At 72.0% G+C, this 16,112-nt stretch carries 15 protein-coding genes and 1 pseudogene; 10 read left to right on the top strand and 6 right to left on the bottom strand.

Going from position 1 to position 16,112, the window contains the following annotated elements:
• The first annotated feature begins 50 nt into the window (after positions 1–50).
• Both QM809_RS07770 and QM809_RS07765 read left to right on the top strand, forming a co-directional pair.
• On the top strand, positions 51–1,691 hold the full coding sequence (locus QM809_RS07770; protein WP_415045223.1) for an AMP-binding protein: 1,641 nt from the start codon (positions 51–53) through the stop codon (positions 1,689–1,691).
• Positions 1,692–2,021: 330 nt separating this feature from the next.
• On the top strand, positions 2,022–2,498 hold the full coding sequence (locus tag QM809_RS07765; RefSeq protein WP_415045222.1) for a hotdog fold domain-containing protein: 477 nt from the start codon (positions 2,022–2,024) through the stop codon (positions 2,496–2,498).
• Between the two features lie 311 nt (positions 2,499–2,809).
• Here QM809_RS07765 and QM809_RS07760 read toward each other — a convergent pair whose 3' ends face one another.
• Positions 2,810–3,049 carry a hypothetical protein gene (locus QM809_RS07760; RefSeq protein ID WP_415047141.1) on the bottom strand — a complete coding sequence of 80 codons (240 nt, stop codon included), beginning with the start codon at positions 3,047–3,049 and terminating at the stop codon, positions 2,810–2,812.
• On the opposite strand from QM809_RS07760, the pseudogene QM809_RS07755 reads away from it, so the two are divergent.
• The 3 genes and pseudogenes from QM809_RS07755 to QM809_RS07745 form a co-directional block, all read left to right on the top strand.
• Positions 3,006–3,119: pseudogene (locus QM809_RS07755) on the top strand (DsbA family protein); the annotation flags it as partial. The gene QM809_RS07760 and the pseudogene QM809_RS07755 overlap by 44 nt on opposite strands.
• Positions 3,120–3,201: 82 nt before the next feature.
• Positions 3,202–3,567: a DsbA family protein gene (locus QM809_RS07750; RefSeq protein ID WP_415045221.1), complete on the top strand. Its 366-nt coding sequence runs from the start codon at positions 3,202–3,204 to the stop codon at positions 3,565–3,567.
• Complete coding sequence (locus QM809_RS07745) at positions 3,564–4,250, top strand: vitamin K epoxide reductase family protein (protein ID WP_415045220.1); 687 nt, start codon at positions 3,564–3,566, stop codon at positions 4,248–4,250. Before QM809_RS07750 ends, QM809_RS07745 begins: the two co-directional genes overlap by 4 nt.
• Here the strand turns inward: QM809_RS07745 and mftG are convergent.
• The 3 genes from mftG to mftE are packed head-to-tail and all read right to left on the bottom strand — an operon-like array spanning position 4,237 to position 7,737.
• Entirely contained in the window at positions 4,237–5,550 is a 1,314-nt protein-coding gene (gene mftG, locus QM809_RS07740) for a mycofactocin system GMC family oxidoreductase MftG (protein WP_415045219.1), read from the bottom strand. The genes QM809_RS07745 and mftG overlap by 14 nt on opposite strands.
• 58 nt (positions 5,551–5,608) lie before the next feature.
• Positions 5,609–7,012 (bottom strand): mycofactocin biosynthesis glycosyltransferase MftF, encoded by a 1,404-nt coding sequence (gene mftF, locus QM809_RS07735; RefSeq protein ID WP_415045218.1) that lies wholly within the window; start codon positions 7,010–7,012, stop codon positions 5,609–5,611.
• Positions 7,009–7,737, bottom strand: a complete 729-nt coding sequence (gene mftE, locus QM809_RS07730) for a mycofactocin biosynthesis peptidyl-dipeptidase MftE (RefSeq protein WP_415045217.1) — start codon at positions 7,735–7,737, stop codon at positions 7,009–7,011. Before mftE ends, mftF begins: the two co-directional genes overlap by 4 nt.
• Positions 7,738–7,945: 208 nt before the next feature.
• Here mftE and QM809_RS07725 point away from each other — a divergent pair, with 208 nt between their 5' ends.
• The 5 genes from QM809_RS07725 (at position 7,946) to QM809_RS07705 (ending at position 13,328) form a co-directional block, all read left to right on the top strand.
• Complete coding sequence (locus QM809_RS07725) at positions 7,946–9,055, top strand: CaiB/BaiF CoA transferase family protein (protein WP_415045216.1); 1,110 nt, start codon at positions 7,946–7,948, stop codon at positions 9,053–9,055.
• A 77-nt stretch (positions 9,056–9,132) separates the two neighbouring features.
• The gene (locus tag QM809_RS07720) at positions 9,133–10,305 is read left to right on the top strand and encodes a sensor histidine kinase (RefSeq protein WP_415045215.1); all 1,173 of its coding nucleotides are present in this window, start codon (positions 9,133–9,135) and stop codon (positions 10,303–10,305) included.
• Positions 10,302–10,943: a response regulator transcription factor gene (locus tag QM809_RS07715; RefSeq protein ID WP_415045214.1), complete on the top strand. Its 642-nt coding sequence runs from the start codon at positions 10,302–10,304 to the stop codon at positions 10,941–10,943. Before QM809_RS07720 ends, QM809_RS07715 begins: the two co-directional genes overlap by 4 nt.
• Before the next feature lie 253 nt (positions 10,944–11,196).
• A complete protein-coding gene (locus QM809_RS07710) occupies positions 11,197–11,964 on the top strand; it encodes an ABC transporter ATP-binding protein (RefSeq protein ID WP_415045213.1) in 768 nt (255 codons plus the stop codon).
• Positions 11,952–13,328: an FtsX-like permease family protein gene (locus tag QM809_RS07705; protein WP_415045211.1), complete on the top strand. Its 1,377-nt coding sequence runs from the start codon at positions 11,952–11,954 to the stop codon at positions 13,326–13,328. Before QM809_RS07710 ends, QM809_RS07705 begins: the two co-directional genes overlap by 13 nt.
• 236 nt (positions 13,329–13,564) lie before the next feature.
• Here QM809_RS07705 and QM809_RS07700 read toward each other — a convergent pair whose 3' ends face one another.
• Positions 13,565–14,116: a hypothetical protein gene (locus QM809_RS07700; protein WP_415045210.1), complete on the bottom strand. Its 552-nt coding sequence runs from the start codon at positions 14,114–14,116 to the stop codon at positions 13,565–13,567.
• On the bottom strand, positions 14,113–15,822 hold the full coding sequence (locus QM809_RS07695; protein WP_415047034.1) for a DEAD/DEAH box helicase: 1,710 nt from the start codon (positions 15,820–15,822) through the stop codon (positions 14,113–14,115). The genes QM809_RS07700 and QM809_RS07695 overlap by 4 nt, the downstream gene beginning before the upstream one ends.
• Positions 15,823–16,112: the final 290 nt, after the last annotated feature.

Here is a 16,112-nt window from a genome sequence, read left to right as displayed (position 1 = left end):
TCGGGCATCTCGATGCGGCGAGCGGGCCGCGACGGAAGAGGAGCACGCCGATGTCGAAACTCGGAATCGTTCTGGAGCAGATCAGGGACGGGCTCGGGGCCGCCCGGGTGCTCCGCGAGGCGGGCGTCACCGACCTCAGACGGCCGCACCGGGTGATCAATGCGATCCGCGGCAGCAAGGTGATCGGCCCGATGGCCACCGTGATCGGGCACAACGCCGAGGACGTCCCCGACCTCCCGGCGATCGCCGACGAGCGCGGCTCGCTCACCTGGCGCGAATTCAGCGACCAGTCCAACGCGCTGGCCAACACCCTCCTCGACGCCGGCCTCGGCCCCGGTTCGGTGATCGGCATCCTCGCGCGCGACCACCGCGCCATCCCGATGGCCCAGTGCGCGGTCGGCCGCTCCGGGATCCGGCTGGCCCTGATGAACACCGGCTTCGGCGCCGCCCAGTTCACCGACGTCGCCCGGCGCGAGGGCATCGAAGCGATCCTGTACGACGAGGAGTTCTCCGACCTCGCCGACAGCCTCCCCGACGACATGCCGCGCATCGTCACCTGGGTCGACGGCGAGCGACCGCTCCACCCGAACGCCCGACCGCTCGACGACGTCGTGGCCGCCGGCCGCACGACCACCCCGCCCCGGCCGGCCACCTGGGGCGGCATGATCATCCTGACCAGCGGCACCACCGGCCTCCCGAAGGGCGCCCGCCGCTCCAGGTTCTCCCCGTTCACCTCCGCGCTGCTCCTGGACCGGATCCCGCTGCCGAAGCACACCTCGATGGTGATCGTCTCGCCGCTGTTCCACTCCACCGGCTTCGCCACCTGGGCCGTGGGCACCGCGCTGGGCAATCAGACCGTCACGCTCCGCCGCTTCGACGCCGAGAAGACCTTGGCCGCGATCGCCGAACACCGGGCGGAGGTCCTGGTCGCGGTGCCGACCATGCTGCACCGGATCCTCGCGCTGGGACCGGAGGTGATCGGCGGATACGACACGTCGTCGCTCAAGATCGTCGTCGCCGCGGGTTCGGCCCTCTCCCCGGCGCTCTGCGAGGAGTTCCAGGACACCTTCGGCGACGTCCTCTACAACCTGTACGGCTCCACCGAGGTGGCCATCGCCGCGGTCGCCCAGCCCGCCGACCTGCGCAGAGCCCCCGGCACGGTGGGAAGACCGCCGATCAGCAGCTATCTCGCACTCTTCGACGACGACGGCAACCGCATCCGCGAGACCGACGTGAGCGGCCGACTCTTCGTGCGCAACGGCGCCCCGTTCGAGGGGTACTCCGACGGCCGCAACAAGGAGATCCTCAAGGGGTACATGTCCACCGGCGACATGGCCTTCGTCGACGAGCACGGACTCTGGCACATCGCCGGTCGCGACGACGACATGATCGTCTCCGGCGGAGAGAACCTGTACCCGCTGGAGGTGGAGAACCTCCTGGCCGAGCACGACGACGTGGACGACGTCGCGGTGGTCGGGGTGGACGACGCGGAGTTCGGCAAGCGGCTGCGCGCGTTCGTCGTGCCGGTCGAGGGCACGACGCCCGACCCGGACGCGTTGCGCGCATACGTGAAGGAGAACCTGGCGCGGTACAAGGTGCCGCGCGACGTGGTCTTCGTCGACGATCTCCCGCGCAATGCGACGGGCAAGCTGGTCCGACGACTCCTGCCGACGGGCCCGCTGGACGAGTGAGGCCGGCGGTCCTCCACTCTGATCGAGTCTCCCGCTCTGATCGAGCACTCTTCCAATGATCGAGTCCTCCCCCGCTGATCGAACCCTCCCCTCGCTGATCGAGCGGAGTCGAGATCACTCGATGCCCGAATGGTGGTCTCGACTCCGCTCGACCAGCGAAGGGGACTCGACCGGAGAGAGGGCTCGGCCGGCGTGGGGACTCGACCGGCGTGGGGGCTGATCACCAAGCCGGCACTACGCCCCCTGAGCCGCCCGCGAGCGCAGCGAGCCGGCGTGTCGAAGGGACTCCGCGCCGCCCTCCGTAACTGACTCTCCGGTAAGATAGCGCTCATGACCAAGGACTCCCCCACCTACGCCCTGCGCAAACGCCTGCCCAAGAACGTGCTCGGCAACGCGCTGTTCTCCGCTGGCATGGTCGCGCGCGTGCCGTACTTCGGCACGGTGCTCCCCCTCGTCCAGGAGATGCGTCCGGGCTACTGCCGGGTGGTCTCCCCCAACTGGTTCGGGGTCCACAACCACCTGGGAACCTTCCACGCGATCGCCGCATGCAATCTCGCCGAGACCGCGATGGGCATGCTGATGGAGGCCACCGTGCCGTCGTCGCACCGCTGGATCCCCAAGGCGATGAACGTCCAGTACCTGGCGAAGGCGGAGACCCGTCTCACCGCTCACGCCGAGTTCGCCGAAGAACCCGATTTCGAGGCGATCACCGACGGCGTCGAAATGGTGGTCTCGATCCGGGTCTGCGACACCGCCGGCGCCGAGGTGGTCCACGCCGACATCACCACCTGGGTGACCCCGAAGTAGCCCACCCGCCCCTCGTTCCCCTCGATCCGAGGCCGGAGGAGGGTGACGCACCGGCCCTTCGACACGCGACCTCGTTCCTCGGTCGCGGCTCGGGAAACGGCGGGCACGCACCGGATCGGCCGCGATCTCGACTCCGCACGACACGCGCCCGACTCGATTCGAGCGCGGAATCTCGACACCGGTCGCGTGGCGGAGGACCGGTGAGACCGAAATCGTCGTCCGGTCCCGCCCCACGCGGGGCCCGGTGATCCCGCGGTACTCTGGGGCCTGAAAATCACCCGCCGCCCGCGGGACGGACACGCGACGAAGGATCAGATAGACGTGAGCAACAAGGTGATCGACCCCCGCGCCGCCGAGCGCCGCCGCACGGTGATCATCACGATCAGCGCCGCGGTGGCCCTGATCGTGGTGGCGGCGGTGATCATCTTCACGATCGTGCCGGGCAAGGACGAGTCCGCCACCGGCGGCGACGCCGTCCCGACCGTCACCACCGACGGCGCGATCCGGATGACCGGCGCGCCGGCGGGCAGCACCCCGCCCGTCGTCGTCACCGTGTACGAGGACTTCATCTGCCCGGCCTGCAAGAGCTTCGAAGAGTCCTCCGGTCAGGTCCTCGCGAGCTTCTACAAGAACGAGAAGGTCGCGATCGACTACGTGCCGCTGGGCTTCCTGGACGGCTACTCGACGACCGAGTACTCGACTCGTGCCGCCAACGCCAGCATTCTGCGTCGCCGAGGCCACCGCCAAGGGCGACGAGACCCCGGACCGCTTCGCCGAGTGGATCGACTTCCACAACCGTCTGTTCGCGCAGCAGCCGCCGGAGAACACCAAGGGCCTCGACGACTCCAAGCTGATCTCGATCGCCAAGGACGCGGGCGTCACCGGCGTCTCCGACTGCATCAACGACCGCCAGTTCGGGAAGTGGATCGCCGACAACACCGATAAGGTCCGCGCGGACCAGGACATCCAGGGCACCCCGACGGTGAAGATCAACGGCAAAACCGTCGAGAGCCCGGCCGGCCCGCTCCTGAAGACCGCCATCGACCAGGCCCTCGAGGCCGCCAAGTGACCTCGACCGAGTCGACCGCCACCGCCGACGACGATCCGGCGGTCGGCTCGGTCGCCGCACCGGAGGCCGCACCGACGACGCCGTCGCAGGACGACGACGCTCGCGGCGGACTCACCGCGCTGCGCCCGATCGGGGTGGCGTCGGCGTGGGTGATGCTCGTCGGCGGAGTCCTCGGGATGGCGGCCTCGGTGGCGCTCACCATCGAACGCATCGATCTGCTGATCGACCCGGCGTACTCGCCGTCGTGCAATTTCAGTCCCATCCTCTCGTGCGGCAGCGTGATGGTGACCGACCAGGCGCGCTTCTTCGGATTCCCCAATCCACTGCTCGGGCTGCCCGCGTTCGCGGTGATCCTGGTGACCGCCGTGCTCTCGGTGGGCCGGGTGCCGCTGCCCCGCTGGTACTGGATCGGCCAGACCCTCGGCCTCACCCTGGGGTTCGTCTTCGTCAACTACCTGGCGTTCCAGAGCATCTACCGGATCGGCGCGCTGTGCCCGTACTGCATGGTGGTCTGGACCGTCACCCCGATCCTGCTGGTGCTCAGCGTGTCGCGGGCCCTCGACGACGGCCCGCGCAGCCGTACCCTCCGCGACATCGGCTGGGTGCTGCTGGCCCTCTGGTACGCGATCGTGATCTTCGCCGCCACCGAACGTTTCTGGGACTACTGGGTCACCCTGTTCTGAGTTCTCCGGCGATCACCCACGCCGCCATCGCGATGGTGGCGTGGGGGCCGCTGCGCAGCCCGCCGGGCAGGATCGACCCGTCCACCACCCGCAGGCCCCGCACCTGAGGCACTCCGCCGAGGTGGTCGAGCGCCCGTCCGAGCGGCAGCGTCCCCGACGCGTGCTGCGACATCCCGACCACCGGATCCACCGCGACCGAACCCGGGACGACGATCCCGTCGAACTCCGGCGCGTGCAGCATGTCCACCACCCGCTGCAGGCCTCGCAGCATCCGCGCGGACGACTCGGCGTCGGGTCCGCCCAGGTCGAGCGTCTCGCCGTCGTACGTCCCGCGGGCGGGATGCGCCATGTCGGTGACGCCGATCGGCACTCCCCGCGGCGGCAGTCCGGTGATGAAGCGGGCGAAGTCGTCGCTGTAGGCGCGGATCTCCAGGCCGTCGCCGGTGTGCACCACCGCCGGCAGCAGGGCCGTGGCGGCGGGCGGGTGCCGCGGCGTGAACCGCACGATCCGTTCGGCGTGCTCGTGCGGGACCAGGGCGTCGACCCCGAGGACCCCGAACAGACCGCTGCGCCGCAGCAGAGCGGCGGTGCCGAGGGTGCCTGCGCACAGGATCACCTCGCCCGCGGCGATCTCCTCACCGTCGACCAGCACTCCGGTCGCGCGCCGACCGGTACCGGCCGCCGAGTGCACCGTCCGCTGCACCGTCGCCTCTCCTCGGATCGTGAGGCCGGGCGGTCGCCGGTCGAGCAGGGCGGCGGCCGTGCTCCGGCGGTGCCCGTCGACCCGGTTGCCGCGCACGCGCACCAGTCCCGGCCGCGGCCACGCCGCCGCGACGGGCGGCCCCAGGCGGGGGCGCCAGTAGTCGTCGAACCTCCGCGGGACGTCGCCGAGCTCGTCGTCGGCGAACGGCGTCACCGACATCACGCCCCCGCCCGCGTCACCGCCGTCGAGGGCGTCGTAGCCCGCGGCGATCCGTTCCCGCGTCCACCACGACGGCCAACGATCGAAGTCGCCGGGATGTCCGCGCAGGAAGTAGCCGCCGTTGACGCACGACGACCCGCCCAGCCCGCGGCCGCGCACCACCGGCCGCCCGCGTGCCTCGTCGTATCCGGTGACACGGGTGGCGCCGGACCCGATCGGCAGCCCGGTCAGCGCGGTCACCTCCGGACCGGGGAGTGCGCCGGGCCCGTGTTCCAGCAGCAGCACCGACCGGTCGCCGGACGCGGCGAGCCGCCCCGCCACGATCGAGCCGGCGGTTCCGGCGCCGACCACCACGACGTCGTACGTCTCCCCCGTCACGAGCCGCCCCACCGCGCCCCGAACGGCGAGAGACGCCCGACCACCGGGGACCTCCCGCCTAGACCGTCAGCTTGGGCCGCAGCGCGCCCAGGCTGGCGTGCGACAGCGCGCCCTGCCAGAGCCCGGTGCCGTACGCCAGATCGTCGAGCCTCCGCATCAGCACGAAACCCACCGGGCCGACCCGGGTGACCCGGGATTCGAGCACCTCGCTGCGGAACCACGACACCACGCCCTCGGCCAGCGCCAGCTGCCACACCAGCCGCCGGAAGGAGGGCCACACCACCGCGACGACCAGCGTCACCGGCCAGTAGTGCCGCAGCAGGGCCTGCGCCGCCTGCAGCAGTCCGAAACCGAAACCGCGTCCGACGGCCCGCGCGGCGATCACGTCGCGCCCGGGCACCCCGGTCAGCAGACCGCGCGTCTTGTAGACCGCCCGCAGCCCGATCACGGCCGCGACCAGGAGACCGATCCGGGTCCGGGTCAGCAGCGCCACCACCCCGGCGAACATCGTCAACGACGACATCACCGGCGCGGCGGTCGGCCCGTGCCGACTCGCCAGATGTGCGGCGCCCGTCCCGTAGTAGCGGTGCCGGTCCAGCAGCCGGCGCAGCGATTCGCGGTGGTCGTGCCGGACCTGGGCCACCGGGTCGTAGTAGACCCGCCACCCGGCCTCGTGCGTCCGCCAGCACAGATCGACGTCTTCGGCGACGCGCAACGACTCGTCGAATCCGAGGAACGCGCTCCGGCGCACCACCATCGCGGCGCTCGGCACGTACGGCTTCGGCGAGCCGGGCACCACCGGCGCCTCGTTCGGACCCATGTCCAGCGAGGAGTGCGCGTTCGCGTACTTGGCGACGGTCGCGCCGCGCCCCCGGATCCGGCGGCCGATCACCCGCGGCGCGACGATCGCGATCTTCGGATCGGAGAAGTGCGCCAGCAGCATGGTCAGCCAGTCCGAGACGGGCAGGGTGTCCGAGTCGAGGAAGGCCACGAAATCGGTCTCGGCCGCGGCCACCCCCGCGTTGCGGGCGGCCGCCGGTCCGCGGTTCTCGTCGAATCGGATCAGCCGGACGCCCTCGCCGTCGGCGCGGATCGGCTCCGGGGAACCGTCGTCGACGACGATCACCCGCAGCCCGCGCAGCGCTGTGAGCAACGCGTCGACCCCCGACTGGTTGCCGCGCACCGGGATCACCACCGTCACCTCGTCGGTCGACGGCCCCTGCATCGGGCGCGGAAGCCCGATCCCGGAGTCCAGGAGCGTGCGGGCCAGGACGCGCGTGGAGGCGTCGTGGACCGCGATCCGGCCGTCGGCGGAGGTCATGCCGAGGGCGGCGTCCGAGAGCCGCATGACGCGCGTCGGCGAGCCGCCGACCAGATGGTGCAGGTCGCCCTTGCGCGCGCAGCGCGGATCGATCTGCACCTGGAATCCGTCGGGCAGGTCGACGTCGACGGGCCCGGTCATCGCAACCTCCCGGACGGGTCGACGGTCCAGCGCCCCAGGGCGTCGGCCAGGTGCCCGGTCAGCGTGTCGAGCGCCCGCGCACCGGCCTCGCGCGTCGCCCCGGTCGGATCGCCGAGGACGCCGTTGGCGCTCACCCCGGCGACCCCCGAGGCACGCAGTGCATCGAGCACCTCGGCGATGGGCCGGGTGTCCCCGGGTTCGGCCCTGTCCATGCGCACCCGATCGGGGGCGATCTCCAGCAGCACGGAGGTCTCGGCGTGTCCGGCGTGCGCGTCGGCGTCCGGGAGCGCGCAGGGGAACCACGCGACGTCGCGGCCCTCGTAGCGCAGCAGACTCACCGCCTTCAGCACCGCCGCACCGTTGCCGCCGTGAGCGTTGACGAACAGCAGACGGGCGGCCCAGCGGCATGCGCTGCGGCCGATCTCCACCAGCACCGCGGTGAGCGCCTCGGTGCCGATCGAGACCGTGCCGGGAAAGCCCTCGTGCTCGCCGGAGGCGCCGTACGGCACGACCGGTGCGAGACGGACGTCCCCGGAATCGGCGTTCTCTTCGGCGGCCAGCGCCGCGACGGCCCGGCTCGCGACGGCATCGGCGATCCGCGCATCGGTGTCCAGCGGAAGGTGCGGGCCGTGCTGCTCCAGTGACCCGAGCGGGACCACCACCGTCACGGCCGCATCACCGAGCTCGGGCCACACGGCCGAAGCCAGCCTCGGTGCCTTGTTCATTACCGTGACTCTACCGACGACGGCCACGAGCGTGAACCGCCGGAGCCGCCGACCCGCCCGGCGTGTCGTCGCCGACGCGGAGCCCCCGAGGTCCGCGTCGCACCGGCGGATCCTTCCGAGATCCCGATCGTTCGGGGCCGGGAGGACGTCGAACTGTGGCATGCTGGCCGCCGAACGACCTGCCGCCGCACCCGTTTTGGAGGATCCCATGACCGTTACGCGTGAACCCTCGGGACGCTCCGGGCCCCTCGCCGGTGTCCGCGTGATCGAGTTCGCCGGCATCGGCCCCGGCCCGCACGCCGCCATGCTGCTCGCCGACCTCGGCGCCGACGTCGTCCGGGTGCAGCGCCCCGGCCAGATCCCCGCCGAGGGCGTGCCCGCCGACGCGCTCCTGCGCGGACGGCGCGTGGTGGAGGCCGATCTGAAGAACCCGGCCGACCGCGAGACCATCCTGGCCATGGTCGCCAAGGCCGACGTGATCATCGAGGGCTTCCGCCCGGGCGTGATGGAGCGTCTCGGCTTCGGCCCGGACGATCTGCACGCCGTCAACCCCGCGCTCGTCTACGGCCGGATGACCGGCTGGGGTCAGGAGGGCCCGCGGGCCCGGCTCGCCGGGCACGACATGAACTACATCGCGCTGACCGGCATGCTGCACGCGATCGGCCGCGCCGACGAGAAGCCGACGCCCCCGCTGAACCTCGTCGGCGACTTCGGCGGCGGCTCGATGTTCCTGGTGATGGGGATCCTGGCGGCGCTGGTGGAGCGCGGGACCTCCGGTGAGGGCGACGTGATCGATGCCGCCATGGTCGACGGCGCCTCGGTGCTGGGCCAGATGATGTGGGCCTTCCGCGGCACCGGAATGTGGCAGGACCGGCGCGGTGTCAACCTCCTCGACACCGGCGCCCCGTTCTACGAGGTGTACGAGACCTCCGACGGCAAATGGATGTCGGTCGGGTCCATCGAGCCGCAGTTCTACGCGATCCTGCTGGAGAAGCTCGAGATCGACCCGGCCTCCCTCGGCTACCAGATCGACGGGAGCCGCTGGCCGGAGGTCAAGGCCCGTTTCGCCGAGGTGTTCAAGACCCGGACCCGCGACGAGTGGACCGAGATCTTCGACGGCACCGACGCCTGCGTCGCCCCGGTCCTGGACTTCACCGAGGCCCCGGACGATCCGCACCTGGCGGCCCGCGGCACCCTGGTGGAGATCGACGGCGTCATGCAGGCCCAGGTGGCTCCGCGGTTCGCGCGGTCGTCCACGCGGACGCCGGAGCCGCCGGCCCGCGTCGCGACCGATCCCGCCACGCTCTGGAACGACTGAGCGGATCGCACACACCGGCCGCCTGGGCCGCCGAATCCCCCGGCGCCCGCACCGATCCGTCGTGGCAGGCTGGACGCGTGCACGATCCGCTCGCACTCCCCTCCACCCACCGGTCCACCGTGGCGTTCGACGTCCTGGCGGCCGGTCTGTTCGGTCTCCTCACGATTCCGGCGCAGACCCGGGAGTCGACGTTCGCCGCGGGCGTGACCGCCGTGATCGCGCTGGCGATCGCGGTGCGGAACCTCTCGCCGTCGACCATGATCGGGCTCGCGCTGGGCACCGCGGCCGTCCAGGTCGCGACCCTGCAGATCGCGCTCCTGGGAGCGATCGGGTACGCCCCGCTGTTCGCCGTGGCCGGCAGCCATCCCGATCCGCGGGTCCGCCGGGGCTCCCTGGCGGTCGGCGGCGTCGGCGTGCCGATCGCCGGGGCCGTGCTGCCCGCCACCTTCCCCGACGGAACGAGCGTGTTCTATCCCGTGCTCCTGGGCATCACGGGCGCGGCCGTCGTGGTCCTCGGCGGCTGGACGTTCGGTTTCACCCGGTACCAGCGCCGCAGCGTCGAACAGGCCCGGGTCGCCGAGACCGTCGCGGAACTGGAACGCCGACGGCTCCTCGAGCTGTACGACGAGCAGGCCGAACGCTCGCGCCTGGCCCGCGACATGCACGACGTCGTGGCCCACTCCCTGGCCGTGGTGATCGCCCAGGCCGAGGGCGCGCGGTTCGTGCTCGCCTCGTCGCCAGAGACCGCCGACGAGGCGCTCGGCGTGATCGCCGGGACCGCGCGCGAGGCCCTCGGCGAGGTCCGCGACGTGCTGCACGAGCTGCGCCGCGACGACACCCCGCCCCGGGCCGACGCCGCCGAACGCGCTCGACTCGTCGACCGGATGCGGGCCGCGGGCATGACTCTGACCGTCGAGGAGACCGGCGACCCGGAGAGCGCCGAGCCGGCCGCGGTCCAGGCCGCGCACCGGATCCTCACCGAGGCCCTCACCAACGTCCTCAAGCACGGTGACCTCACCCGGCCGGTCGTCGTGCGTCACGACTGGCGCGACGGCACGTCGATGACCGTCCGCAACGCCGTCGCCGCCGCTTCGAGACCCCCGTCCACCGCACCCGGCGCCGGCCACGGCATCCTGGGCATGGGTGAGCGGGCCGCGGCCGTCGGCGGCACCCTCCGCAGCGGACCGACCGACGACGGCTGGGCGCTGGAGTTCACCGCACCGCCCGCACGGAAGGGAGCGCCGTCATGATCCGGGTCGCGCTGGTCGACGACCAGCCCCTCTTCCGCGGCGGCATCGCGATGATCCTCGCCGGGCAGGCCGACATCGAGGTGGTGGCCCAGGAGTCGAGTGCGCAGAACCTGTCGGCGATGGTCGACGCCGCCGCTCCCGACGTGATCCTCATGGACGTCCGGATGCCCGGAGTCGACGGCATCACCGCCACCCGCACCCTGATCTCCGAGTTCGGCGACCGCGCCCCGAAGGTGCTCGTCCTCACCACGTTCGACGTCGACGAGGCCGCCGCCTCGGCGATCGAGGCCGGGGCCGGCGGCTTCGTCTTGAAGGACGCGCAACCGGAGTTCCTGCTCGCCGCGATCCGCGCCGTCGTCGACGGCAACCAGGTGGTCGCGGCGTCGGCCACCCGCCGGCTCTTCGAGCGGCATCGGCCGCGGTCGGCGGCACCCGGCCCCGAATACGATCGGCTGACGCCGCGGGAACGCGAGATCCTGGTCCGGGCGGCCCGCGGCCTGTCGAACGCCGAGATCGCCGCCGTCGAGGTGCTGTCGGAGGCCACGGTCAAGACCCACGTCTCCCGGATCCTGACCAAACTGGGTCTCCGCGACCGGGTGCGACTGGTGGTGTACGCCTACGAACACGGCCTGGTCTGACCACCCCTCGCCGCTCCCCGAGCGTGGCTCGCACGCTCGCCGACACGACAGGTCCGGCCGCCCCGCACCGCTCCCTGAGCCGCGGCCGAGGAACGAGGCCGCGTGTCGAAGGGCCTTCGCGCGCGAACCGAGGACCGGCGACGCCGAGGCCGCCCGTACATCGCGAGGATGACACCGAGTCCGCCGAGCGGAGGAGACGATCTCACTCTCGCGGTCGATGTGTGCGCTGAACTGCGCGAATAGCGTGGATTCCATGCAGCACACACCGCCTCCCCAGCCCGCCGTCTCGGTGCGGAACGTCTCCCGCGTCTACGGCGACGCCGCCAATCCCCTCCACGCGCTCCGCGACGTCGACCTCGATCTGAACCGCCGTGAGTTCACCGCGATCATGGGCCCGTCCGGGTCCGGCAAGTCGACGCTGATGAACGTGATCGCCGGGCTCGACGAGGTCTCGTCCGGCCGGGTGACCGTCGGCGGCACCGTCGTCTCCGGGCTCGACGACACCGCGCGGACCGTGCTGCGCCGGCACCACATCGGCTTCGTCTTCCAGTCGTTCAACCTGGTGCCGACCCTCACCGCCGAGGAGAACATCCGACTGCCGTTCGTGCTCGCCGGCCGGCCGATCGAGAAGGAGACGCGGACCTGGATCGATCACCTCGTGGACGTGCTGGGACTGCGGGACCGGCTCGGTCACACGCCGGGCGAGCTCTCCGGCGGCCAACAGCAGCGGGTGGCGATCGCCCGAGCGCTCGCGACCCGGCCGACGATCGTCCTGGCCGACGAGCCGACCGGCGCCCTGGACACCCGGACCGGCCGCGAGGTGCTCAGCCTGCTGACCACGGCCGCCCGCGAATACGGGCAGGGCATCGCGATGGTCACCCACGATCCGGTGGCCGCGTCGTACGCGGACCGGACCGTGATCCTGGCCGACGGCCGGGTGGTCGGCGAGTACGGGCGGCTCGATCCCCGACGGATCTCCGAGATCCTGATCGATCTGGAGGTGCCGGCATGCGCGCGGTGAGTGCCCGGCTCGTCGTCGGCCGCCTGCGCGAGGTGTCGACGATCGGCGTGGTCGGCGCCCTCGCCGCCGCCTACGCGACCGTCCTCTACGGCACCGCCGACACCCTCGACCGGCTCGGCGCGGAGTCGGGTGGGAGCGTCGGGCTGCTGCTGAAGATCGTCGCCCCCGTCTTCATCGGGATCGCCCTGTTCGTCTCGGCGATCGTGATCGGCAACGGCGTCGACACGGTGATCGCCGGGCGCACGCGCCAGCTCGAACTGCTCCGGTTGATCGGCGCGAGCAGCGCCCAGTTGCGGGGCGGGATCGTGGCGGCGGTCGCCCGGGTGTCCGTGCTCGGCGCCGGGGCGGGACTGCTGCTCGGCACCGTGCTCAACGCGCTCACCCGCGCGGTCCTGCGACGGCGGGAACTGATCCCCGAATCGCACTACGAGGTGCTGCCGGGCGGAGCACTGATCGCCGTCCCGGTGGTCGTGGCGGTGGCGGTGGCCGCGGCGGCGGTCGGCACCCGCCGCACCCTCGGCTCGTCCGCCGCTCTGCGCGGCGCCGCGCCGGTGCCCTCACGGCTGCGTGCCGCCGTGGCGGCCGTCCTGATCGGCGCGGGCGCTCTCACCCTGGCGACGGCCGCCTACCTCGGCGAGCGGGGCAGCCTGGCGGGCTTCTTCACCGCGTTTCTCGGTTCGGTCCTCGTCGGGATCGGCGTGATGGCGGGCGCCCGGCTCATCCTGCCCCGGCTCGTCGCCGGGTTCGCCCGGACGGCCGGTTCCGGTCCGGCCGCGCTCGTCGCCCGCAAGAACGCGCTCAGCGACCCGGCCCGGACCGCGCGGTCCGCCATCAGCCTGCTGATCGGCGTCACCCTGATCACCACCGTCGCCTCCGGCATGAACGCCCTCGGCCGCTCGATGCGCAGCTGGGAGGGGCTGTCCCCCGACGACGTCCGCCAGGCCGACCAGGTGTACTCCACGACGTCCGCGGTGCTGATCGCGATGATCGCGATCTCCGCGCTGATCGCCGCGGTCGGATTCGTCTCGACGATGTCGTTGACGGTGATCGCGCGGACCCGGGAGATCGGCATGCTCCGCGCGATGGGTTTCACCGCTCGTCAGGTGCGCTCGATGATCGGCCTGGAGTCGCTGGCCCTGTCCGGCACCGCGGTGACGCTCGGGCTCGTGCTCGGGGTGCTGTTCGGTGCCGTCGGCAGTCAGTCGCTGCTGGGATCGCAGACCTCCGGGCCGGTGATCGGACTCCCCTGGGCGACGCTCGGCGTCATCGCGGCGGCCACCGGTCTGCTGGTGCTGGTCGCGGCGCTGCCGCCGAGCCGGCGGGCCGTCGCCGTCGCACCGACCGCCGCGCTGGCGACACCGTGAACCGAGGCGCCGATCCTGCGCCTCGAAGGGGGTCGGTGTCTCGGGGGAGGCTTCGACACGGTCTCGTCACTGCGTTCCTCGACCGGCTCAGCCGTCGGGCGGAGTCGAGATCGCGGGAATGCGGTCTCGACTCCGTATTTCGAGAATGCGGTCTCGACTCCGCTCGACCGACGAGATGAGCCTCCCTCGCCGATCGAGCCCTTCCTCGCTGATCGAGCGGAGTCGAGATCTCCCCCTCACCCGTAGAAACGGTCGGGATCCAGGGAGGCCAGCGGCACCAGTCGGGGCGCGGGACCGGCTTCGTCCACCGGACCTGCGCCGCCGAGGACGCCGGGGAACCCGCGGAGGGTCAGGGCCAGGACGGGGTCGTCGTCGATGCGCCGGACCGTCTCGTAGAGCAGCGCCAGCACGTGGACGCAGCGCTCCGTCCGCGCCCGGCACGAGCAGTCGACGGAGACGAGCTCGGGGGCGGCCGGCTCGATCGCCCGGTGGGCGTCGTCGGTCATCGCCGCGGCCGCGGGCGCACCGCCGAACTCCGCGGTCACCCGAGTCGCGGTCTCGCGCGGCATCGGCCCGAACTCGAGGTGGGCCACCGACGCCTCGGCGCCCCGCACCACGGTGCCCCGGATCAGCCGGTCCTCGACCGTCACGTCGCGCATCGCGTTCCGGGCCAGGGTGCGGGCGCGCGGGAGCAGCGGCTCGGGTCTGGTCACCCGGAGGGGTTCGACGAGGAGACGGAAGTCCCGGCCCCACAACGTGTAACCGAACTCGGCGGTGGGGCCCGTCATGCGTCCTCCGATCGCTTGCGGCGCAGCACGTCGATCAGGCGCTCGTCCGAGAGCCCGGTGAGCAGCGCGAGAGCGCCGTCGTCGGAGTCCAGATCCAGTGCGGCCTTGCGCCGATGCATCTCGGCGATGTGCTCCTCCAGCGTTCCGGCCGTGGTGAGGGTGGTGACCGTGACGACGCGGTCCTGCCCGATCCGGTGAACCCGGTCCGTCGCCTGCGCTTCGACGGCGGGGTTCCACCAGCGATCGAAGTGCACGACGTCGGCCGCGCGGGTCAGCGTGAGGCCCGTGCCCGCGGCTTTGAGGCTCGCGACGAGCACGCCGCAGCCCTCACCCGCCTGGTAGTCGTCGACAATGCGGTCGCGGTCGGCGCGGGAGAGACCCCCGTGCAGGAACGGCACCCGGGCGCCGACGACGGCGCCGAGATGCGCCGACAGCAGCTCGCCGGTCTGCCGGTACTGCGTGAAGACGACGGTGGGACCGTCGTTGTCGAGGTTGGTCGTCACCACGTCGGTGCACACGTCGAGCTTTCCGGAACGTCCTTCGAACGGCCCGCGGAGCGCACCGTCGGCGACCAGCGCGGGATGGTTGCAGACCTGTTTGAGCCGGGTCAGGGCCTTCAGGATCGCGCCGCGCCGCGCGATCCCGGTGCCGAAGCCGTCGGCCTCCGCGGCGTCGAGGATCTCGTCGTAGCGGCGGCACTGCTCTGCGGTGAGGTCGCATTCGACGTCGTTGAGCAGCTTGGGGCCGAGGTTCTGTGCGACCTCGGCCTTCGTCCGGCGGAGGACCCGTCCGGAGATCGCGTCGAGCAGTCGGGCCTTGGCCTGGGCCGAACCGTTCTGGATCGGCAGCGCGTAGCGGCGCCGGAACAGCGCCCGGTTGCCGAATTCGACGGGGGCGACGAGGTTCAGCAGCGAGAACAGTTCGTCGAGGTGGTTCTCCACGGGGGTGCCGGTGAGGGCGATCCGGCGGCGGGCGTCGAGGGCGCGGGCCGCGCGGGACACCTGCGTGCGGTTGTTCTTGAGCGCCTGCGCCTCATCGAAGACGACGGTCTCCCAGGCGATTCCGGCGAGGGCCGCGGTGTGCCTGCGCAGCGTCGGATAACCGGTGACCACCACCGTCGATCGGTCGGCCGGGGCGTCGAGGGCGCCGCCGCGGAACTCCTCGGGCCGCAGGACCTCCGGCGCCCACCGGCCGATCTCACGGAGCCAGTTGGTCACCAGCCCGGTCGGGCACACGATCAGGGTCGGCCCCCGATCGGAGTCGACGAGGTGCGCGATGGTCTGCAGCGTCTTGCCCAGCCCCATCTCGTCGGCCAGGATCCCGCCGGTTCCGGTCTCGGCGAGCCAGGTGACGCCGCGCAGCTGATAGTCGCGCAGGTCGGCGCGGATCCGGCCGTCGAGTCGACCGCGGACCCGGCGGGTCTCGGCGAAGGTCCGGCGCGCGTAGTCGGCCGAGACCACCGCGTCGCCGACGTGGTCGAGCAGGGCGTGCGCCGCGGGCGGCAGGTCGACGTCGGCGTCCGGGTCGGCGGTCAGCGCCCGCCAGGCGGCGACGGAGGACGAGTCGTCCTCGGGCAGCCTGTCGACGTCGACCGTCGTGCAGGCGAGGACCGCGGGTTCGAGTCTCTTGTCCCGGCCGTATCCGACGGGCCGGGGTATCCGGATGGACTCGCCGTCCGGGGCGGGTGCGACGTCGGGCGTCCACAGCGCGAACGCGTGCCGATCGGGCAGGTAGGTGGCGTGCAGGTCCGAGGTGGATGACCGAGAGATCGGGCGGCTCCTGAGTCCGAGGAAGAATTCTACCGGTACAGTGTACGTGAATTCTGGTCTCGACTCCGCTCGACCAGCGAGGGGGCCGTCTCGACCGGCGAGGAAGTCGTCTCGACCGGCGAGGGGTTGTCTCAACCGACGAGGGGTTGTCTCGACCGACGACCGAGCCCCCGTGCACGCGAGGTGCACGGGGGCTCCGGTTCCGAGAGGGAGAGGCTTCGACACGG

It is taken from the genome of Gordonia sp. (in: high G+C Gram-positive bacteria) (assembly GCF_047600385.1).
Classification (GTDB): domain Bacteria; phylum Actinomycetota; class Actinomycetes; order Mycobacteriales; family Mycobacteriaceae; genus Gordonia.
The sequence above is the reverse complement of the archived record's forward strand: the minus strand, read 5'-3'. Positions and strand labels throughout refer to the sequence as shown.

Bases quoted from the DNA above. Each gene is read 5' to 3' on its own strand.
- QM809_RS07770 (WP_415045223.1), top strand. From the start codon at position 51: ATGTCGAAACTCGGAATCGTTCTGGAGCAGATCAGGGACGGGCTCGGG.
- QM809_RS07765 (WP_415045222.1), top strand. From the start codon at position 2,022: ATGACCAAGGACTCCCCCACCTACGCCCTGCGCAAACGCCTGCCCAAG.
- mftF (WP_415045218.1), bottom strand. From the start codon at position 7,012: ATGACCGGGCCCGTCGACGTCGACCTGCCCGACGGATTCCAGGTGCAG.
- mftE (WP_415045217.1), bottom strand. From the start codon at position 7,737: ATGAACAAGGCACCGAGGCTGGCTTCGGCCGTGTGGCCCGAGCTCGGT.
- QM809_RS07725 (WP_415045216.1), top strand. From the start codon at position 7,946: ATGACCGTTACGCGTGAACCCTCGGGACGCTCCGGGCCCCTCGCCGGT.
- QM809_RS07715 (WP_415045214.1), top strand. From the start codon at position 10,302: ATGATCCGGGTCGCGCTGGTCGACGACCAGCCCCTCTTCCGCGGCGGC.
- QM809_RS07710 (WP_415045213.1), top strand. From the start codon at position 11,197: ATGCAGCACACACCGCCTCCCCAGCCCGCCGTCTCGGTGCGGAACGTC.
- QM809_RS07705 (WP_415045211.1), top strand. From the start codon at position 11,952: ATGCGCGCGGTGAGTGCCCGGCTCGTCGTCGGCCGCCTGCGCGAGGTG.
- QM809_RS07700 (WP_415045210.1), bottom strand. From the start codon at position 14,116: ATGACGGGCCCCACCGCCGAGTTCGGTTACACGTTGTGGGGCCGGGAC.